Below are 20143 nucleotides of genomic sequence, written 5' to 3'. Positions count from 1 at the left end.
CGCGGATTCACGATGACCCGGCCAGTGTCCTGCCCGAGGAATTCTCACGGGAATTTCTCGGATCGGCAGGCCACCAGCAGACTGCTTCCAGCGTCGTTATCGACGGTCTTGCTGGCTGTCATGGCCCTGTCGGCGGCGCTGCGGCCTGCCGCCGCACGGGCCGAGGCGATACCCGTCCTGGTCATCCATGGCGGAGCCGGCGTGATCAAGGCCGACATGTCGCCCGAGCGCCAGAAGATCGTCAAGGCGGCCCTGGCCCGCGCCCTGGATGCCGGATACGCGGTGCTGAAGGCCGGCAAGCCCGCCAAGGACGCGGTGGTCGCTTCCATCCGCGTGCTCGAGGACGACCCGAACTTCAATGCCGGCAAGGGGGCCGTCTTCACCCATGACGGGCACAACGAAATGGATGCGGCCATCATGGACGGCGCGACCCTGCAGGCCGGGGCGGTGGCCGGCGTGCGGCACGTCCGCAACCCGATCACCCTGGCCCGCGCGGTCATGGAGCATTCGAAACATGTCCTGCTGATCGGGCAGGGGGCCGAGGCATTCGCCAGGGCGCAGGACATCGACCTGGTCGATCCGTCCTATTTCTGGACCCGGCGGCGCTGGGACCAGTTGCAGAAGGCCCTGCGGGAAGACGCCGCCCATGTCCGGCACGCGGACGAAACGACCGACCGCCATTTCGGCACGGTCGGGGCCGTGGCGCTGGATCGGGACGGGCATCTGGCCGCCGGCACTTCGACGGGCGGCATGACGGACAAACTCTGGGGCCGCGTCGGCGATTCTCCGCTGATCGGCGCCGGTACCTATGCCAATGCGGGCTGCGCCATGTCCGGGACGGGCTGGGGCGAGTTCTATATCCGCACGGTGGCGGCGCACGAGATCTGCATGCGCGTCACCCTGCTGCATGAACCGCTGGCCCACGCGGCGGACGACGTCATCAACCACGAAATTCCCGCCCTGGGCGGCAATGGCGGCGCCATCCTGGTCGACGCGCAGGGAAATATCGCGACGCCGTTCAATACCAGCGGCATGTACCGGGCCTGGATCGGACGCGACGGGATCTCCCACGTCGCCATCTTCGCCGACGGCGCCCCCGCGCAATAGCGCGGAGCGGGCTTCACGCCCGCCGGAAACGCGCGGGGCTATAGGGTGCCGGATCGATGAACGGGGTTTCCCCATTCATCATCTCGGCGCATAGCCGCCCGGTCGTGGGGCCCAGCGTAAAGCCCTGATGCGCATGGCCGAAATGGAACCACAATCCCGGATGATCCCAGGCCGGCCCGATCACCGGCAGCATGTCCGGCATGCAGGGCCGCGCGCCCCGCCAGGGCTGCGCCTCCACCGCCGCGCCCAGCGGCAGCAGGGCGCGGGCGATCTGCTCGCTGCGCGCCATCTGCCGCGTGCCGGACGGCGCGTCCCGATGGGCGAACTCCGCGCCGGTGGTCACGCGCAATCCGCGCGCCATCGGGATCATCGCGATCCCCATCTCGGTATCCAGCACCGGGGTGGCCAGCCCGCCCGGCCACGCGAAATGCCGGTGATAGCCGCGCTTGACGAACAGCGGTAACCGATAACCCAGGGTCCGCGCGACCATATCCGACCACGGCCCCAACGCAATGACCGCCTGCGCCGCGTCCACCGGGCCCTGCGCGGTTTCGACCCGCCATCCGCCGGCGTGCCGGGTCAGGCTGCGCGCATCCCCGCGCAGGATACGCCCGCCGGCCGCCTCCAGCAGGGCGGCATAGCGGCCGACCAGTTCGCCCGGGTCGCTCACGCTCCACGGGTCGCGCCAGTGGATGGCGCCCGCCATGGGGTGAAGCAGCACCGGCTCCGCCCGGGCCAGCGCCGCGCCATCCAGAATCTCCGACAGAATACCCGTGCGCTGCGCCCGGTCGCGCGCCTCGCCTATCCCGACCTCGAAAGCCCGGCCGGTTCGGTACAGCGCCTTCCACCCATTGCGCGCGACCAGGTTGTCGGCGCCGGCCGCCGCGATCATCCGCTGGTGTTCGTCCAGGCAATGGCGGATCATCGCCTCATAGGACCGGGCGATCGCCCGATAGCGCGACGGAAAGGAATGCCACCAATAGCGCAGCAGGCGCGGGGCGATGGCGGGCAGGTCGCGCGCCCGCCACGCCACGTCGTTGCCGATTCCCACCGCGACGCGCAGCAGGGTCCCCAGGTCATGCGGAAACTCATAGGGTTCGACCGCCTCGCGCTGGATCAGCCCGGCATTGCCGTACGACGTCTCTCGTCCCGGCTCGCCCCGCTCGATCAGGGTCACGTCGAACCCGCGCTGCGCCAGGTGCCAGGCGGTACACACCCCCACCATGCCGCCGCCCAGGACCAGGGCCGATTTCGTCATGCATGCCTCCCGCCGGCGCGATTGATGCCCGAACTGGACCATCTTGCCCGTCCCGGATCAAGCCGCCGCCGCAGGAACGATGGACCATCCGCGCCACGGCGCGCATAAGATCCCGCCAGACATGGCCTGGTCGGAAGGAAAAAGCATGCAGGATGTCGTCATCGTCGCGGCCAGGCGCACCGCGATCGGCAGTTTCCTGGGCACCCTGGCCGCAATCCCCGCCGCCGGGCTCGGAGCGCATGTCATCGGCGCGGTTTTGCGCGACGCGCGGCTCGACCCGTCGCGGGTCGACGAGGTCATCATGGGCCACGTGCTCACCGCCGGCGCCGGGCAGAACACGGCGCGCCAGGCGGCGATCGGCGCGGGACTGCCCCACGCCGTCCCGGCGATGACCGTCAACAAGGTCTGCGGATCGGGCATGAAGGCCATCCACCTGGCGGCGCAGGCCATCGCCTGCCGGGATGCCGAGATCGTCGTCGCCGGCGGAATGGAGACTATGAGCCTCGCGCCGCATCTCCTGCCCAAGGCACGGGCGGGCCTGCGCATGGGCGATGCGCAACTGCGCGACAGCATGATCTGCGACGGGCTGTGGGATGCGTTCAACGATTGCCACATGGGGGTCACGGCGGAAAACATCGCCCGGCAATACGCGATTTCGCGCGCGGCGCAGGACGATTTCGCCGCCCGCTCGCAACGGCGCGCCGCCGCCGCCGCCGCCGGCGGCCGCTTCGCCGATGAAATCGCGCCCCTGACCCTGCCGCGGAAGAAAGGCGCGGACCTGCGCTTCGACCATGACGAGCAGATCCGTCCCGACACCACGCCCCAGCGCCTGGCCGCCCTGCGCCCGGCCTTCCTCCCCGACGGCAGCGTCACCGCCGGCAACGCGTCCACCCTGAATGACGGCGCCGCCGCAATCCTGCTGATGCACCGCGATCGCGCCGAATCGATGGGGCTGGAGGTGCTGGGCCGCATCGCGGCCTATGCCGGCGCCGCGGTCGATCCGGCGATGATGGGCATCGGCCCGGTGCCGGCCACCAGGCGCTGCCTGGACCGCGCCGGATGGCGCCTGGCCGATATCGACCTGGTCGAAGCGAACGAGGCCTTCGCCGCGCAGTCGCTGGCAGTCGGCCAGGAACTCGGCTGGGATGACGCCCGGGTCAACGTCAATGGCGGCGCCATCGCGCTGGGACACCCGATCGGCGCCTCGGGCTGCCGCATCGTGGTCACGCTGCTGCATGAAATGCGCCGTCGCAACGCCGGCAAGGGACTGGCCACCCTGTGCATCGGCGGCGGCCAGGGCGTGGCGCTGGCGATCGAACGCTGACGATCGAACTCTGGCGCAGCGGCGCCACGCCCAGGGCTCTGCCCGTCCCCATCATACACAAGCATGAACATGATCATGTTCTTCCGCCCAAATGGGCGTGGATTCCGCGTGCGTTGGTCGATCGTTCCGCGAATATCGGCCGAAATCCCGCCGCGCGCATGTGGTCGACCTGACTGGATGGCGCTATTCAATCAATCTAACGCATAAAATACGATCATATCTGATCTTTCCTCTTGCGCACATGCGCGCTCCCTTACAGAATGGTGACAATCCAGAACGTTTCGTGTCCCGTGCCATCTCGTCATTCATGGCGCATGGGCCAGTATGTCCATGCCCGATGGCGAAACCATCCTACCGGCCGGTCGCGGCACCCCGCCGCCCCGGCGCCCCCTTCTTCCCGGACAAAAGGTCATCCATGGAAACGGATCGTCTTCGGATCGTGCCCACCCATCATGCCGCCCATCATACCGCCCGCCATGCCGTCCGGCGCGCGGCATGCCGCGCGGCCCTGCTGGGGGCCGGCCTGCTCGCCGCGACCGCCGCCCGCGCCCAGCCGGCCCTGATGCCGATGCCGCAATCGGCCAGCGTGTCCGGCCAGTCTCTCCCCATCGCGGGCGGGATCGCGGTCGACTGGCAGACCCCGGCGACGCCGCTGCTGCGGCGGGCCCTGGCCCGCTTCTCCCGTCGCCTGCAGGCCCTGTCCGGCAGTGCCGTCGTCCTGGCCGGCACGCCCCCCGCCGGTACGCCCATCCTGCATATCCGCTACGGGCACGATCCCGCATGGCTCTCGGTGCGGGCGCGCGAAGCCTATCGCCTGTCGGTGGCGGCGGATGGCGTATCGCTGGCGGCCGACGGCCCCGCCGGGGTCATCCACGGCCTGGCCACGCTGCTGCAACTGGTCCAGCCCGCGTCCTTCTCTTCCGCCGGCGCTTCGCTGGCGATGGCCCGCATCGACGACGCGCCGCGCTTCCTCTGGCGCGGCCTCATGATCGACGTATCGCGCCATTTCATGTCGGTCGACACGATCGAGCGTCAGCTCGACGCGATGGAACTGACCAAGCTGAATGTGCTGCACTGGCATCTCAGCGACGGCACAGGCTTCAGGGTCGAAAGCCGCCTGTTCCCGAAATTGCAGCAGATCGGCGGCCATCATCAATATTACACCCAGGCGCAGATCCGCGCGGTGGTCGCCTATGCCGCCGATCGCGGCATCCGCATCGTGCCCGAATTCGATATACCAGGCCATACGCTGGCGATTCTGGAAGCCTATCCCGAACTTGCCGCCCAGCAGCCCGTGCCGCTGACCCCCGGATGGCACCAGACCTGCGCCACCGAATCCGCCTCGGGCGAAACGACGGCAAGCTGCGCGAAGACGATCAACCTGAACAATCCCGCCCTCGATCCCACCCGGCCACAGACCTTGCGCTTCGCCCGCGCGCTCTATGCCGAAATGGGGCGCCTCTTTCCCGACCGCTATTTCCATTCGGGCGGGGACGAGGTCTCGTCCCGGCAATGGACCGCCAATCCCAGGATCGTGGCCTATATGAAGGCCCACGGCTTCGCCGACGCCCCCGCCCTGCAGGCCGCCTTCACCGCCCAGGTGCAGGACGTGCTGGCCGCCCAGGGCAAGATCATGATGGGCTGGGACGAGGTCAGCGAGGCCCCGATCCCCAAGAACGTGGTGGTCGAGGCCTGGCGCAGCTCGAAATGGATCGCTTCGGCCACCCGCGCCGGCCACCCGGTCGTGGTCTCCTCCGGCTATTACCTGGATCTGCTCCGCCCTTCGGCCCAGCATTACCGGGTCGATCCGATGGATCCCAAGGCCGACGGCCTGTCCCCGCAGGACGCGATCGCGGCCCGGCCGAAAATGGGCGCTCTGGTCGACGCATTCACCATCGACCCCCACGCGCCGCCGCTGGACACGGCGCAGCAGGCGCTGGTGCTGGGCGGCGAGGCCCCGCTCTGGAGCGAGGTCGTTTCCGACGAAATGGTCGATGCGCGGCTCTGGCCCCGCTCGGCCGCCATCGCGGAACGGTTCTGGTCCCCGGCCGGCGTGCATGACGTCGCGGACATGGAACGCCGCCTGCCCGCCATACAGCACGAGCTGGAGGCCACGGGCCTGGCCGCCGGTACCAACACCGACCGGATGATCGCGCTGCTGACGCCGGCCGACGTGACGCCGCTGACGGTCCTGGCCTCGGTGACCGTGCCGGTGCGCAATTACGGGCTGAACCGCCTGGCCGCCCACAGCGGCGACGCCATGCTGAAGGCCCCGGCCGCCATCGCCGCCCCCGACAGTTTCGCGGCCATGGATTTCAACGGCCTGGCCGCCCGCTACGCCGCCGGCGACCATGCAGTGGCCGATACCCTGCGCGCGCGCCTGATGGCCTATGCCGGCAACGACATGGCCTATGCCCGGATCGCCACCACGCCGGCCCTCCAGGCGGCCCGCCCGGTGTCGCGGCAACTCGCGGCGCTGGCGCTGCTGGGGCTGGAGGCGATGGAACCGGGGCGCCATGGCCAGGCCTGGCGGGCCGAAGCCGCACGGCAATTCGCGGTACAGGACCGGGCCTATGAATCCTGCGCCCATCTCACCGCGTCCGACGCCAATCCGCTGCCCCCCGGCGGTCTGCTGATCGCCATCGTCCCCGGCATACGCGCCCTGGTCGACGCCGCCCCGTAAGGGGCTGCATCGCAAGCCCTGCGACCGGCGATCGGCTCCCCGGCGATCGGTCCCCCGTCGCTCGGGCCCGGCGCGAACGCCCGGGGGCCGAGCGCGGTCACACCACCCGCCTGCCTTCGACCCACACCTCCTGCACCCGCAGCCGTTCGTCCATCACGACGAAATCCGCCCGGCGCCCGACCGCCAGCACGCCCCGGTCATGCAGGCCCAGGTAACGCGCCGCATTGAAGCTGACCAGTCCGGCCGCGCGCGGCAGCGACATCCCGCCGCTTTCCACCGCGTTGCGCAGGGCGACATCCAGGGTCAGCACGCTGCCCGCCAGCGATCCGCCCGGCAGCCGTACCACCCCGTCCCTGATCGTCACGTCCTGCCCGCCCAACTGGCTCGGCCCGTCCGGCAGGCCCGCGCCGCGCATCGCATCGGTCACGAACAGCAGCCGGCTGCCCATCATCCGCGATGCCAGGCGGAACGTGGCCGGGTGGACGTGATGCGTGTCGAAGATCATCTCGGCATAGGCCACGTCGCTGCACATCAGCGCCGTGACGGGGCCGGGCCTGCGCCCCTCGATGGGCGACATGGCATTGAACAGGTGCGTCGCCCCCACCGTGCCGCCCGCCGCGCAGATCGTGCAGATGGCCCGCTCCGCCTGGTCGTAATCGGCCGTCATATGACCCAGGCTGACCCGCACGCCCGCCTCGGCGAACGTCTGCATGGCGCTTTCGGCATGCTCCAGCTCCGGCGCCAGCGTCACCACGCGCACGATGCCGGTCTCCACCGCCTCGCGCACCTTGTCGGGGCTGGGGGCGATGGCGAAGGGCGGCTGCGCGCCCAGCTTGTGCGGACTGACGAACGGCCCTTCCAGATGCGCGCCATGGATGGCGGGTCCGTCCGTCACGCCGGTCCGGCACACGTCGGCGACCGCGCGCAGCGCGTCCATCACGTCCGGCCAGGGGCGGGTGATGGTGGTCGGCAGGATCGTCGTGGTGCCGTGCGCCAGATGGAAACGCGACAGGCGATGGATCGCCGCCACCCCGTCCATCGTGTCGGCGCCGTCCCCGCCATGGACGTGCCCGTCGATAAAGCCCGGCAGGATATAGCGTCGCGGCGCGTCCGGCCGCGCCGCGAGGGCACGGATCCGGCGGTCGAAGGCGATGCGCCCCGGCAGGATCCGTTCGGGCAGGACGATCTGGCCATCCAGTTCCGGCAATTGGGTCATCATCGCTCCGGTGTCGGCGGCCGCTCGCGCCCGAAATGGCGGCCGTAAACGTAAAGAAGAATGGCAAGATAGGACGGCGGCATCGCCGCCGCGAACACGCCCCGGAACCCGGCCACCGGCTTCAGCCGGACATAAAGCTGCGGCATCACCGCCCCGCCGCAGAATGCCATGACCAGCAGCGCCAGCGCCAGACCACTGACACTAGAATCAATATTTTAGTGGCCTGCCGGTCCGAGAAATTCTCATAAGAATTTCTCGGGCAGGACACTAGTTGCAGGTCGCCTCCTTCTACCGCGCCCGGTCAGCCGATCGTCACGACCTTGGTCAGGTGCCGCGGCGCCAGCGTGTCCAGCCCGCGCATCCGCGCCACATATTCGCCCAGCAATTGCAGCACCGGCAGGCAGACCAGCGGCCGCACGTCGGCCGGCCCGGCAATGGGCAGTTCCACGGTGCCCGGGCCGCCCAGGCCCAGCACGCGCGCGCCCTTCGCCATCACCTCACGCGCGACCAGCGCTTCCTCCGCGATCGTGTCCGGATGGTACAGCACGATCACGCAGGACCGCTCGTCGATCAGGCTGACCGGGCCGTGGCGATATTCCAGCGGATGATGCGCCTCGGTCTGGCTCAGGCTCATTTCCCGCAGCTTCAGCGCGCCCTCACGCGCCACGCCGTACAGCGCCCCCGCCCCCAGGAACACGAAGTGCGACCGTCCTGCGATCACGCTCTTCAGGTGCGGATCGGCCGTGTTCAGCAGCGTCTCCGCCGCCCGGGTGGTCTCGGGCCGCTGCCACCGTCTCGGTCGACTCGCCGCTGCGCGACAGGGCGACGACATGCGGCTTCATCGCGGCGGGGACGTAATCGCCCCGCCGCCGCGTCCATTCATTGCCCGGCACCGCGCGGGCCGATACGCCCCGCGCATTCAGCGTCGCGGCTTTCGCCATAGCCCGCCATGCCGAAGACCGCCGCTTCGATCCCGTCCGGCAGGCCGGCCAGCAATCCGGCCATCACCGCCCGCCAGTCCGGCCGGTCGAACGGGTTGGATCCGCCGGCCTGGCGCACCGCCAGCACCGCGGCGTCCCGTCCGACCAGAAGGACCAGCGTCTTGGACCCGCCGCCGTCCAGCGCCAGCACGCAGGGCGTCCCGGAATCGTGCCGCACGTTCTCTCCTCCAGCCGTCGGGCGTCGCCGCATGCGTCAATGATTCCGAGCCGAAACCCCTCATATCAATTCAATAATATGATCGTTTATGATTGAAATTGGATCGAAGAGCGAAATTCTTTCACGAAATTCGCCAAAAATTTGCGCTATGCGATCATGAATATGACGTTATAGGATCGTTCACCCCCCACGGACATCGTCTCCTCTCCTGCCGTGCCGGTCATCGCCGCCGCATTGACCGCATTCCGGCGCCTGTCTAGATTCCGGCCGTGCCATCATCATCCTGCCGGCAGCGCCCGCACGCCCTAGTGTCCTGCCCGAGAAATTCTTATGAGAATTTCTCGGATCAGCAGGTCACTAAAATATTGATTCCAGTGAAATCGGGTGAAATCCTTCGTTCGATGGGAGAAACATCGTGCCCCCCGACCGCCTGACGCAGATTCGCCGCTACCTCTATCTCAACGGCATGACCGGCATCCACGAACTGGCGGAAAAGGTCGATGCCTCTCTGGCCACGATCCGGCGCGACCTCCAGCGGCTGGAAGAACAGGGCGTCATCATCCGCACCCATGGCGGCGCCGCGATCGCCGAGACGGTCGGCATGGAAATCGCCTTCGAGGCGCGTGAACATCAGCGTCTGGAAGACAAGCGCGCGATCGCCGATGCCGCCTTCGCGCAACTGCGTCCCGGCTCGGCGGTGTTCTTCGATGCCGGCACGACCGTGCTGCAGATGGCGCACCGCCTGCGGCTCGATCCGATGCCGCTGACGGTGTTCTCCAACAATATCGCGGTGGCCGAGGCGCTGATGGGCATGGACCAGGTGCAGGTCATCCTGCTGGGCGGCCGCGTGCGCGCGGGCAATCGCAGCGTGGTCGGCGTCCTGTCCGAACAGGTGATCGACGGGCTGTGGTTCGACCAGCTCTATCTGGGCGCCAGCGCGGTGCAGCCCGACAATACGATCGCCACCCCCGACAGCGACGAAGCCCGCCTGAACGCGGCCATGCTGAAGCACGCCACCGAACGCTATCTGCTGGCCGACAGCAGCAAGTTCAACCGCCACTCGACCTATCGCGTCGGAAAACTGGACCAGGTGTCCAGGGTCTTTACCGATTCCGGCCTGGACGAGGAATGGGTCGGCCGCCTGGCCCAACTCAACATCCCCCTGACACGAGCCCCCTGACACCGACCCCCTGACGCGGGCCCCCCCCCCGACACGGCCGACGCGCGCCATCCAGATGGTTGACGATATCAATCGCATTTGTTGACGCCGTCAATCATCCATGCTGTGGTGTCGGCATGGATCAGACCGTTACGTCCGTCCGGACATTCAACCGTTTCTATACCCATCGGGTCGGGGCGCTGAATACGCGCTTCCTCGGCACCGACCTGACCCTGGGTGAGGCCAGGATGCTGCTGGAAATCGCGCGGGCCGGCCGCGTGCTGGCCAGCGATCTGCGCCGCCTTCTGGACATGGACCCCGCGCATGTCAGCCGCATGCTGGCACGGTTCGAATCCCGCGGCTGGATCGTCCGCCACCGCGACGGCACCGACGGGCGCGCCCGCCCGCTCTCGCTCTCTCCGGCCGGCCAGGCGGCCTTCCAGGCGGTCGACGAACGCCAGGCCGAGGCCACGCGCGCCATGCTGGCCGATCAGGACGGCTGGGGCCGCCGGGATGTGGCGCAATCCCTGGCCCTGGCCCGGCTGCGGCTGGACCCGGCTTCGGGCGGTGCGGTCGCCATCCGTCCCTTCCGCGCCGGCGATCTGGGACAGATCGCGGCGCGGCAGGCACTGCTCTACCAGCAGGAAAATGGCTGGGGCAGGGGGCTCGAAGTCGCGGTGCTGGACGCCGCCGCCGCCTTCCTGCGCGATTTCAAGCCGGGGCGCGAACAATGCTGGGTGGCCGAACTGGACGGCGTCGCGGCCGGTTCCGTCATGCTGACGGACGAAGGCGGCGGCATTGCGCGGCTGCGGCTGCTCTATGTCGAACCCTTCGCCCGCGGCCGCGGCATCGGCGGCGAACTGATCGCACGTTGCGTCGCGTTTGCGCGCGATTGCGGCTATGATCGGCTCACCCTCTGGACCCACACGGTGCTGGACGGCGCCCGCCGGCTCTATGCCCGAAACGGCTTCCGCCTGACGGAAACCGCTCCCCACACCGTGTTCGGCCTGCCGCTCCAGGGTGAAACCTGGGTGCTGGACCTGACCATGCCGCCGGCCTGACCCGCTACGCCACCTCCGCCAGGACGAAATCCAGAAAGGCCCGTACCTTGGCCGGCGGCAGATGGCGCGACGGGTAATAGGCATGCAGCGGAAAATATTCGCCGTTCCAGTCGGGAAACAATTCGACCAGCCGCCCGTCGCGCAGCGCCGCGTCGATGCCCAGCGCCATGGGCTGGGCAATGCCCAATCCGGCCATGCAGGCCGCGATCGACGTCGCCACATCGTTCAGCACCAGCCGTCCATGCACGGAAACCCTCAGGATTTCGCCGGCACGATGGAATTCCCAGTCGAAGGGCCGTCCCGTCGCCGGGTCGCGGAACAACAGGCAATGATGCGCCGGATCGGCCAGTGCCGACGGGTGGTTCGGCCGTCCATGCCGCGCCAGGTAGGACGGCGCGGCGCAGGTCAGGATCCGTGTCTCCAGCAATCTGCGCGTCACCGGCCCCGGCGCCTGCGGCACGCCGAATCGGATGGCGGCGTCGAATCCGTCCGACACCAGGTCGCCCAGAGTATCGCGTACGACCAGATCCAGCGTCAGCGCAGGATAGGCATCCAGAAAGGATTGCAGCTTCGGCGCCAGCATCAGGCTGGCAAACCAGGAATCGCAATTCACGCGCAACCGACCGCGCACGGCCTGCGTCTCGCCGCCGGTCCGGGCCGCGGCATCGGCAATCCCGGCCAGCAGCGGTGTCACCTCGGCCACGAACTGCCGCCCCGCTTCGGTCAGGACGGTGGCCTGGGCATTGCGATTGAACAGCCGCGCGCCCAGGCGCTGCTCCAGCCGCCCGATCGCCCGGCTGACACCCGACGGGGTCAAGCCCAGGCTTTCCGCAGCCCGGGCAAAGTTTCCGGTTTCCGCCACCGCGATCATCGTTCCGATTCCGCTCAGCAACCGCGCGTCCATCATGATTGTCCGTCATGCTTATAGTGACATGATTGCGCTCGAATCATGCTGTGTCCAGCGCGATCCTCCCTTTGCCGGGTCATCCGGTCATAGGGATGGAGCATGGACATGACTCTCGAGAACAAGCAGGTCGTCATTCTGGGCGGCACGTCGGGTATCGGACAGGCCGTCGCCCGGGATGTGGCCCGTGCCGGGGGCGTGCCGCTGGTCGTATCGCACAATCCGCAAAATGTGCGGGCCACGCTGGCGCAATTGCCGCCCAACGCCCAGGGCCACGTCGCCGACCTGCGCAGCGCGGACCAGATCCGCGACCTGTTCACCCGGATCGGGCCATTCGACCACCTCGTCTACACCGCGGGCGAAACATTGTTGTGCGGCACGCTGTCCGATCTCACGTTGGACAGCGCACGCGATTTCTTCGAAATCCGTTATTGGGGCGCGCTGGCTGCCGCGAAATTTGCCGCGTCCGCAATCCGGCCGGGCGGTTCGATCGTTTTGACATCCGGCATCGCGGGCGCCCGCCCGCCTCAGCAGGGTTGGACCCTGGGGGCAAGCATCTGCGCGGCAATGGAGGGCCTGACCCGCGCGCTGGCGGTGGAACTGGCGCCGCTGCGCGTCAATATCGTCTCGCCCGGCTTCGTGCGCACGCCGCTCTGGCGCGACATGCCCGACCCCCAGCGCCAGGCCATGTATCAGGCCGCCGCCCAGGCCCTGCCCGTCGGACGGATCGGCGAAGCCGCCGATTTGGCCAAGGCCTATCTTTTCCTGATGGAACAGGGTTTTTCGACCGGGCAGGTGCTCGTCGTCGATGGTGGCGGCATGCTCGTTTGAACGGGTGAAGATGCTCGATAAATAACAACATAGTGTCCTGCCCGAGAAATTCTTATGAGAATTTCTCGGATCAGCAGGCCACTAAAATATTGATTCTATTGTCCTTTCGATTCTAAAATTCGCTTGCGAATTTCGGAATCAGGACAATAGAGCTTTTCTGTCGAACCGGTGTTCAGTGAAAAAGCCTAGTCCTCGTCGGGCAAGGTTTCCAGAACCATGCTCACCAGCGCGCTGAATAGCTGCCGCTCCCGGTCGGCTTGGACCGATCGGGGGGTAATCCGCGCGACGCGCTGCTTGGTGCGCACCGATGCATACCAATGCACCACGCAGGTTCCGGGCTGCAGCACGTCCTGCGCGCGGACATGCCGGCCGCGGCGGAACAGATGTTCGGAAATCTCGGGCGGCATCGGGTAGAAGATTGCCGGGTCATGCACCGTCAACGTGCCGCTTTCCCCGCACGCCGCCAACGCGTCCAGCAGATGCGGCCCCAGCGCATAGGGCCGTACCCGCTCCTGCGGCGACATCGCCAGCATGTGCCGCAGGCAGGTCGCAAAGAACGGGCTGCCCGCCTGTGCGCCCATCGCCGCGTTGTTCATCCCGCGGCAGTAAAGATGCGTAACCCGCCGGAAAAGTTTCCAGCCAAGCGGGATGGTGCGCAGCACCCTGCGCAGCACGGCCAGCGCCGTATGCCGCGCGCGGATGCGCCGGTCGCGTGTGGCGCACACCGCCTGCGGCCAGACGATGAATTCGGTGCCGACGAACTGCGCGGCCCCCAGCAGCGGCCGGAACGACGCGACGGTGATCGTATCCAGGTCCAGATACACGCCGCCTTCGCGATACAGGATCGCCACGCGCAGGATATCCGCCCGCTGCACCGGACGCGGGACCGACTGGTAGAACGCGCTCAGTCGCCCCTCCGTGATCCCCGCCGCCCGCTCGACCGCCGCCAGATAGGCCGCCGGGTCGATCCGCGACAGCCGCACCCGCGCCGCCGCCCGCAGCGCCCGGATTTCGGGTCCCTCGGCCAGTGCGTCGGTATGGTGCAGGATCACCTCGTCCATCCCGCTCCGGGCTGCCGCCGACAGGACGGCGAAGACATAGGCCCAGGGCAGGGTCGGGCCGATCCAGCAGAAATGCACGCGGGCGGGTATCGTCATGGCATCCGGCGCCGGGCGCCCGCGGGCGCCGCAGAAAAAGGGAGGGGGACAGGCTACGGGTTATGGCCCCGGACCGCGCCTGTCCAGACCCGATCGCGCCCCCTTCGCCTCGTCCCGCCGTTTCTGTAGGGTGCCACCCGGCCGCACCAGGCCAACAGGGGGCCGTATTGCGCGACATCGTTCTCTTTCGTCAGAATTTGTTTCGTCTGTCCGAAACCTTCATCGTCCAGCAGGCCCAGGCCCTGCGCCGCCATGCGCCCCTCTATACCGGTCGCCTGCGCTATGGCCTCGGACCCGACGGCGCCCGGACCGTGCTGCTGTCCGAAGGATTGCGCCATCTGGTCTATCCCCGCATCGGCGCCCAGATGCTCACGCGCAGTCCCGCGCCCTATCTGCGGCTGCTGGCCGGGCATCGCCCCGCCCTGGTGCATGCGCATTTCGGGGTGGACGGGGTCTATGCCCTGCCGCTGGCGCGCCGTCTCGGCGTGCCGCTGGTCACCACCTTCCACGGTTTCGACGTCACGCTCGCGACCGCGCATTTCCTGCGCTCGCCCGCCTGGGCGAATTATCCGCTCCATCGGCGCGCGCTGGCCCGTCAGGGGCAGCTTTTCCTGTGCAATTCCCATTTCCTGCATGCCCGCGCCCTGGCGCTGGGCTTTCCGGCCGAGCGCACGCACGTGCATTATATCGGGGTGGATTGCGCCGCCATCCGCCCGCGTGCGCCGGATCAGGAAACCCCCACCATCCTGCATGTCGCCCGGCTGGTCGAACTCAAGGGCACGACGTACCTGCTGCGGGCCTTCGCGCGCCTCGCGCCGCGGCACGGCCGGGCCCGCCTCGCCATCATCGGCGATGGCCCGCTCAAGGGCCGCCTGATGGAACAGGCGGCGGCGCTGGGCATCGCCGACCGCGTGTCCTTCCTGGGCCCGCAGCCGCATGACGTCGTGCTGGCGCATATGCGCCGCGCCGCGATGCTGGTCGTGCCCAGCCTCGAAACCGCCACCGGCCGCGTCGAGGGGCTGGGCATGGTGGCGCTGGAGGCCGCGGCCACCGGCGTCCCGTCCATCGGCGCGCGGGTCGGCGGCATCCCCGAAACCATCGACGAAGGGCGCAGCGGCCTGATCGTCCCGCCCCGCGACGCCGAGGCCCTGGCCGCCGCCATCGAAACGGTGCTGGCCGATGCCGGACGACGCGCCGCCATGGGGCGCCACGCCCGCGCCTTCGTCGCCGACCGTTTCGACCTGCACCGCCAGACGCGCCTGCTCGAAGACTGGTACGACCGGCTGATCGCCGAGCATGCGGCCGGCGCCACGGCCACGACCGGGCATGGCGCGGCCTGATGTCCGATCGTGGCTTTCGCTCGGTCGCAACCCTGCCTATGATGCGCCCCTTTTCCTCGCCCTCCGGGCGCCGATGCAGCGATGAACGACATGTCCCTGGCCTCCCGCTTGAAAAATCTCCGTGCCGGCGCGCGCTTCGCGGCCAAGGCCATCGGCACCCGCTATACGCCGCTGCTGGCCCAGGTGGTGGTGACGCGCCGCTGCAACCTCGCCTGCGGCTACTGCAACGAGTACGACGATTTCTCGGCCCCGGTTCCCTTCGCGGACCTCAAGGCCCGGGTCGATCACCTGGCCGGGCTCGGTACCGCCTCGATCACCTTCACCGGGGGCGAGCCGCTGCTGCATCCGGACCTGGACAGGATCGTGCGCATCGCCCGCGACCACGGCATGATCGTGACCATGATCACCAACGGTTTCCGCCTGTCGCGGGGCTGGATCGACCGGCTGAACGCGGCCGGCCTGCAGGGCATGCAGGTCAGCATCGACAACCTGACCCCCGACGAGGTCTCGATGAAGAGCCTCTCCTCGGTCGAGGGGCGGCTGGCGCTGCTGCAGCAGCATGCCCGCTTCAAGGTCAACGTGAATTCGGTCCTAGGCGTGACCGGCGAGCGCACCCAGGACGTGGTCACCATCGCCGAGACGGCCGCCCGCTACGGATTGCAGCATTCGGTCGGCGTGCTGCATGATGATCACGGGGCGCTGAAGGCGCTCAGCGACGCGCAGATGCAGGCCTACCGGCGCGTGACCGAAATCTCGCCCTCGCTGGTCCATACGCTGAATTACCGGCTGTTCCAGAAGAATTTGATGCATGGGCAGCCGAATGACTGGAAATGCCGCGCCGGCGCCCGCTACCTCTACGTGACCGAAGACGGGATGGTGCATTGGTGCTCGCAGCAGCGCGGCTATCCGGGCACCCCGCTGCTGGAATACGGCCCCGCCGACATCCGCCGCGAATACCATGCCAGCAAATCCTGCGCCCCCACCTGCACGCTCAGTTGCGTGCATCAGATGAGCATGTTCGACCGCTATCGCGGCCCCCAGCAGGCCGCCTGACCGTCGCCCCGCCTGGCCGCCCGCCCCGGGCGACGGGGCCGGCGGCAGCAACGGGCCTCGATGGGTCTATAGCTGCTGCAGGCGCCGGAACGGCACGAAACGCGTCGCCAGGATCAGCGCCTCGGCCAGCAGGGTCGCCACTCCCGCGCCGTCCACGCCCCACAGATGCGCCAGTCCGTACAGCACCGGCATGCACAGGACCGTCGCCGCCACCCGTCCGGCGAACAGATGCTGCGCCCAGCCCAGCGAGACCAGCAGCGGTTCCAGCGGTACGTCCCACAGATCCAGGATCGCGGCGCTGCTCAGCAGCATCAGCAGCGACAGCGTGTCCGGCCGGTGGATCGCCAGCAGGGTGCGGAACAGGAACGGCCCGATACAGAACGCGACCAGCAGCGCGACGACCGAAAAGACCCCCAGCGCCTGGAAGATCCGGCGCATCACCCGCCGCATCGATACCCAATCCTTGCCGTCGCGCAGCCGGATCAGCTCGGGATACAGCGCCGGCGTCAGCAATTGCGCCGGCTGGGCCAGCGCGTCGCAGAGATGCCAGGTCACGCTGTAGATCCCCGCCGCCGCCGGGTCCAGCGCCGCGCCCACCAGCAGCACCCCCATGCGTGAGGTCAGTGCCGCCACGGCCTGGTTGCCGCTGGTCGCCAGCGTCAGCCGCCAGATCCCGTCCAGCCCGGACAGCCAGCGCCCACCCAGCGCGCGGAACCCGGCAAAGCTCGCGGTATGGCGGATGGCGCGCCAGGCCGACAGGTTGTTGGCGGCGAACGACGCCATGTTCGATGCGTACCACACCGCCAGAAACGCCGGCAGGTGCCAATGCAGGCACAGGCCCAGGACCGTGCCGCCCACCCGCGTCACGCTGCTCGCCAGGTCGGCGATGGCCGATTGCTTGAACCGGTCCGTCAGCCGCAGCACCCCCAACGCGCAGCACGTGTTCATGAACAGGATCGTGGTCATATAGACCAGCGCGGCGTGCTGGCAGCCCGCCGGCCAGCCGAAGACGGTGCCGAACCCGGCCACCCCGCACAGCGCCAGCACCATTCCGGCGGCGGCCCCGATCATGTCCAGCAGGAAACAATGGCGCAGCAGCGCCTGGAAGCGTGTCCGCTCCCCCTGGGCGAACAGCGCGCTGCCGAAATGCAGCAGCGGTTGCCAGGACTGAAAGCGCGTGCCCACGGAAAACAGCGACGCGCAGGTATGGACCAGTTGCAGAATCCCGAAATCGTGCAGCCCCAGCGCGCGTACCGCCAGCGCGGTGCCGGCCAGGCCCATCACGCCGGCCATGCCCTTGCCGCCCAGCAGGATCCCGGTATTGCGCAGAATCCGGGCCATCAGTCCCGCGCCACGACTGCTCATGGGCGCACCGCGCGCCATGAGTAACCGACGCTCATCTTCCGCATTCCCGATCCTGTTCGCCCCCCTGATACGCCCTCACCCCCCACGCGGCAAGCGCAGGGGGCGGTTCAGGGCACTGCCTCCGCCTGGGCACGGTTCAGCATCTCCGCCGCCCAGTGGCCCGCGGCCACGCACAGCATGCAGATCGCGACCGACAGTACCATGTTCAACGCCGCCCGCCCCGCCGCCCCACCGCGCAGCAGGTCGAAACTCTGCAGGCTGAAAGATGAAAATGTAGTGTACCCGCCGCAGATTCCGACCATGAAGAACAGCCGCGCCAGGTCCGAGGCCGGATAGCGTCCGCTCGACAGGGTCAGCGTCCCGAAAAACGCGATCGCGAACGACCCGCTGGCATTGATCAGCATCGTGCCCCACGGCATCGCCTGGCTCCAGCGTGCCAGCCCGATTCCCACCCAGTAGCGGGCCACGCTGCCCAGGGCCCCGCCCGCCGCAATGGCCATCGTCGTCAGAAACCTGTCCACCATTCCATCCTGTGCCGCTGCGCCCGCCTGGGTCGCAATCCTGACGTCGACCACGGCATCAATGCTGGATCCAGGTCGGTATCGCGGCATGTGCCAGGATCTGGTCCGTCACGCTGCCGCGCAGGCGATCATGCAAAACGCCATGAGTATAGCCGCCGATGACCAGCAGGTCACTGGCAGCGGCGCCCGCGGCGGCCAGGATGGCGTCGGCCTGTTCGGCGGCCGATCCGTCGGGGGGCGGCGAGGGTAGGATTCGCCCGCCCGGCACGTTCGCGGGCGGCGCGCTGCCGTCGCGGTCCAGCACCGCCACCTGCTCCGCCTGCGCGATCAGCGGGCGCGCGGCGGCCACGGCCCGGTGGCAGGCCGGCATGTCGGTCCAGGCCAGCAGGATGCGCCGCCCCACCCCGGCATGCCAGCCCTCGGGCACCAGCAGCACCGGCCGGCGGGAATCGAACAGCGCGGCATGCAGCCCGCGCCGCGCCTGGTCGCCGTCATGCGGGTGCGGGAACCCGGTGACGATCGCGGTATCGTCCGCGGCATGCAGCATGATCAGCCGCGCGGCCGACATCTCCGGGTCCAGCCAGTTCAGCGCCAGCCCGTCCGGCGCCAGCGCCGCCGGGTCCCGTGCCCGCAGCGCATCGGCCCACGCCACAACCTGGCGATGCAGGGCCCCGGCCCAGGCCCGCTGGGCGGCGCGGATGCGCGCCCGGTCGGCTTCGGTCAGGATTTCTTCCGTCGGCAGGATCGTATCGTCGGGCGGCTCGCGCGCCGCGGCCACGTCCAGCCGGCGCACGGCCAGCCGTCCGGCCACATCCCGCGCCGCATCCAGCAACGCCGCCACCTGGTCGGGACGATTCAGCAGGATCAGCAGACCGGTCATGACGCCCTCCGGCCGCGCGGCTCAGGCTATGATATTCTCATAACTATGCACCGCGGCCACGCCCTTCAATCGCCTCGATATCCCGACGCCGTGGGACGCCCTGGCCGGCTCCGAAATCCACGAACGGGTTCGGAGCCGGGGGCGTCAGCGGTCCGTCAGGCGGAACTCGATGCGCCGGTTGCGGGCAAAGGCCGCCTGGGTGTCATGCGCGTCCAGCGGCTGGAAATCGGCGAAACCGGTCGCCGCCAGGTGATGCGGGCTGATCCCTTCGGCGATCAGCAGCTTCACCACCGTGATCGCGCGGGCCGAAGACAATTCCCAGTTGCTGGCGAAGGCCGTATGGATCGGCTGGCGGTCGGCATGCCCGTCCACCCGCAGGATCCACGGTATCCCCCCCGGAATCTGCGACGACACCTGGCGGAACGTCCGGGCCAGGGTGCGGATCTCGGCCACGCCCTTGGGCGACAAATCCGCGCTGCCCGGCGGGAACAGCACCTCGCTCTGGAACACGAACCGGTCGCCGACGACCTGCACGCCCTGCTGGTCCTTCAGGATGTCACGCAGCCGGCCGAAGAATTCCGAACGATAACGCTGCAACTGCTCGACCTTGTCGGCCAGCGCCACGTTCAGCTTCAGGCCCAGATCGTCGATCCTGCGGTCCCGGTCGCGGATCTCGTTCTGCGAGATATCCAGCATCGCCGTCGCGGCCGACAATTGCTGGCGCAACTGGTCCAGTTGCGCGCCCAGCGCGCTCACCTGCTGCGCGCTGGCCTGCGCCAGCCGCGCCTGGTTGTCGCGCTCGGCGGCCGTCTGCGCCACCTGCGCGGTCAGCGACGTCTCCATCGCCAGGTCCTTCGCATGTGCGCTCTGCAGGGACGCGACCGAAAGCTGCAGCGACTGGTTGTGGCTCTTCTCCAGCGACAGCATCTCGCTCAACTGGGCGACCTGCCGGGCAAGCTGCTCCATCGCCTGCTGGCGCTTGTTCAGCACCACCGACAGGAACGCCTGCCCCAGCACGAACACCAGCAGCACGAAGATGACGACCATCAGCAGGGTGGACAGCGCGTCCACATATCCCGGCCAGGCGTCCAGCCCGGCATGGGTCTGGCGGCGGCGGCGTGCCATG

19 protein-coding genes are annotated in these 20143 nt (G+C 68.6%); 8 read left to right on the top strand and 11 right to left on the bottom strand.

What is annotated here, in order from left to right; all coding sequences use genetic code 11:
• Nucleotides 1–120 precede the first annotated feature (120 nt).
• Nucleotides 121–1107 (top strand): isoaspartyl peptidase/L-asparaginase, encoded by a 987-nt coding sequence (locus tag AAC691_RS11850; RefSeq protein WP_342627033.1) that lies wholly within the window; start codon nucleotides 121–123, stop codon nucleotides 1105–1107.
• Between the two features lie 13 nt (nucleotides 1108–1120).
• On the opposite strand, the gene AAC691_RS11845 is transcribed toward AAC691_RS11850, so the two are convergent.
• Entirely contained in the window at nucleotides 1121–2365 is a 1245-nt protein-coding gene (locus tag AAC691_RS11845; RefSeq protein ID WP_342627032.1) for an FAD-binding oxidoreductase, read from the bottom strand.
• A gap of 145 nt (nucleotides 2366–2510) precedes the next feature.
• On the opposite strand from AAC691_RS11845, the gene AAC691_RS11840 reads away from it, so the two are divergent.
• Nucleotides 2511–3689: an acetyl-CoA C-acetyltransferase gene (locus AAC691_RS11840; protein WP_342627031.1), complete on the top strand. Its 1179-nt coding sequence runs from the start codon at nucleotides 2511–2513 to the stop codon at nucleotides 3687–3689.
• A 415-nt stretch (nucleotides 3690–4104) separates the two neighbouring features.
• Entirely contained in the window at nucleotides 4105–6372 is a 2268-nt protein-coding gene (locus AAC691_RS11835; RefSeq protein WP_342627030.1) for a family 20 glycosylhydrolase, read from the top strand.
• Between the two features lie 97 nt (nucleotides 6373–6469).
• Here AAC691_RS11835 and nagA read toward each other — a convergent pair whose 3' ends face one another.
• From nagA to AAC691_RS11815, 4 genes are all read right to left on the bottom strand, one after another.
• On the bottom strand, nucleotides 6470–7588 hold the full coding sequence (gene nagA / locus AAC691_RS11830) for an N-acetylglucosamine-6-phosphate deacetylase (protein ID WP_342630207.1): 1119 nt from the start codon (nucleotides 7586–7588) through the stop codon (nucleotides 6470–6472).
• Nucleotides 7588–7758, bottom strand: coding sequence for a hypothetical protein (locus tag AAC691_RS11825; RefSeq protein ID WP_342627029.1), 171 nt, complete (start codon nucleotides 7756–7758; stop codon nucleotides 7588–7590). Before AAC691_RS11825 ends, nagA begins: the two co-directional genes overlap by 1 nt.
• 131 nt (nucleotides 7759–7889) lie before the next feature.
• The gene (locus AAC691_RS11820) at nucleotides 7890–8420 is read right to left on the bottom strand and encodes an SIS domain-containing protein (protein ID WP_342627028.1); all 531 of its coding nucleotides are present in this window, start codon (nucleotides 8418–8420) and stop codon (nucleotides 7890–7892) included.
• Nucleotides 8421–8467: 47 nt separating this feature from the next.
• On the bottom strand, nucleotides 8468–8746 hold the full coding sequence (locus AAC691_RS11815) for a hypothetical protein (protein ID WP_176640427.1): 279 nt from the start codon (nucleotides 8744–8746) through the stop codon (nucleotides 8468–8470).
• Between the two features lie 415 nt (nucleotides 8747–9161).
• Between AAC691_RS11815 and AAC691_RS11810 the strand changes: the two genes are divergently transcribed.
• Together AAC691_RS11810 and AAC691_RS11805 are read left to right on the top strand one after the other, a co-directional pair.
• Nucleotides 9162–9926, top strand: a complete 765-nt coding sequence (locus AAC691_RS11810) for a DeoR/GlpR family DNA-binding transcription regulator (protein WP_342627027.1) — start codon at nucleotides 9162–9164, stop codon at nucleotides 9924–9926.
• A 116-nt stretch (nucleotides 9927–10042) separates the two neighbouring features.
• Nucleotides 10043–10966 carry a bifunctional helix-turn-helix transcriptional regulator/GNAT family N-acetyltransferase gene (locus AAC691_RS11805; RefSeq protein WP_342627026.1) on the top strand — a complete coding sequence of 308 codons (924 nt, stop codon included), beginning with the start codon at nucleotides 10043–10045 and terminating at the stop codon, nucleotides 10964–10966.
• Nucleotides 10967–10970: 4 nt separating this feature from the next.
• Here AAC691_RS11805 and AAC691_RS11800 read toward each other — a convergent pair whose 3' ends face one another.
• Nucleotides 10971–11873 carry a LysR family transcriptional regulator gene (locus AAC691_RS11800; RefSeq protein WP_342627025.1) on the bottom strand — a complete coding sequence of 301 codons (903 nt, stop codon included), beginning with the start codon at nucleotides 11871–11873 and terminating at the stop codon, nucleotides 10971–10973.
• A 105-nt stretch (nucleotides 11874–11978) separates the two neighbouring features.
• Between AAC691_RS11800 and AAC691_RS11795 the strand changes: the two genes are divergently transcribed.
• Complete coding sequence (locus AAC691_RS11795; RefSeq protein ID WP_342627024.1) at nucleotides 11979–12701, top strand: SDR family oxidoreductase; 723 nt, start codon at nucleotides 11979–11981, stop codon at nucleotides 12699–12701.
• A 185-nt stretch (nucleotides 12702–12886) separates the two neighbouring features.
• Here AAC691_RS11795 and AAC691_RS11790 read toward each other — a convergent pair whose 3' ends face one another.
• Nucleotides 12887–13858: a glycosyltransferase gene (locus AAC691_RS11790; RefSeq protein WP_176640362.1), complete on the bottom strand. Its 972-nt coding sequence runs from the start codon at nucleotides 13856–13858 to the stop codon at nucleotides 12887–12889.
• A gap of 167 nt (nucleotides 13859–14025) precedes the next feature.
• Between AAC691_RS11790 and AAC691_RS11785 the strand changes: the two genes are divergently transcribed.
• Nucleotides 14026–15198: a glycosyltransferase gene (locus tag AAC691_RS11785; protein WP_342627023.1), complete on the top strand. Its 1173-nt coding sequence runs from the start codon at nucleotides 14026–14028 to the stop codon at nucleotides 15196–15198.
• 81 nt (nucleotides 15199–15279) lie between these two features.
• Nucleotides 15280–16251 (top strand): radical SAM protein, encoded by a 972-nt coding sequence (locus tag AAC691_RS11780; protein ID WP_176641584.1) that lies wholly within the window; start codon nucleotides 15280–15282, stop codon nucleotides 16249–16251.
• A gap of 66 nt (nucleotides 16252–16317) precedes the next feature.
• On the opposite strand, the gene AAC691_RS11775 is transcribed toward AAC691_RS11780, so the two are convergent.
• The 4 genes from AAC691_RS11775 to AAC691_RS11760 all read right to left on the bottom strand — a co-directional run bounded on the left by AAC691_RS11775 (nucleotide 16318) and on the right by AAC691_RS11760 (nucleotide 20142).
• Nucleotides 16318–17616 carry a lipopolysaccharide biosynthesis protein gene (locus AAC691_RS11775; protein WP_342627022.1) on the bottom strand — a complete coding sequence of 433 codons (1299 nt, stop codon included), beginning with the start codon at nucleotides 17614–17616 and terminating at the stop codon, nucleotides 16318–16320.
• 107 nt (nucleotides 17617–17723) lie between these two features.
• Complete coding sequence (gene crcB / locus AAC691_RS11770) at nucleotides 17724–18140, bottom strand: fluoride efflux transporter CrcB (RefSeq protein WP_342627021.1); 417 nt, start codon at nucleotides 18138–18140, stop codon at nucleotides 17724–17726.
• A 55-nt stretch (nucleotides 18141–18195) separates the two neighbouring features.
• Nucleotides 18196–19017, bottom strand: a complete 822-nt coding sequence (locus AAC691_RS11765) for a universal stress protein (protein WP_342627020.1) — start codon at nucleotides 19015–19017, stop codon at nucleotides 18196–18198.
• Nucleotides 19018–19161: 144 nt separating this feature from the next.
• A complete protein-coding gene (locus tag AAC691_RS11760; protein ID WP_342627019.1) occupies nucleotides 19162–20142 on the bottom strand; it encodes a peptidoglycan -binding protein in 981 nt (326 codons plus the stop codon).
• Nucleotide 20143: the final 1 nt, after the last annotated feature.

The sequence above is a fragment of the Nguyenibacter vanlangensis genome, from assembly GCF_038719015.1.
Taxonomy (GTDB): Bacteria; Pseudomonadota; Alphaproteobacteria; order Acetobacterales; family Acetobacteraceae; genus Gluconacetobacter; species Gluconacetobacter vanlangensis.
Note: the sequence above shows the minus strand (reverse complement) of the source record. Positions and strands in the feature narration are given on the sequence as shown.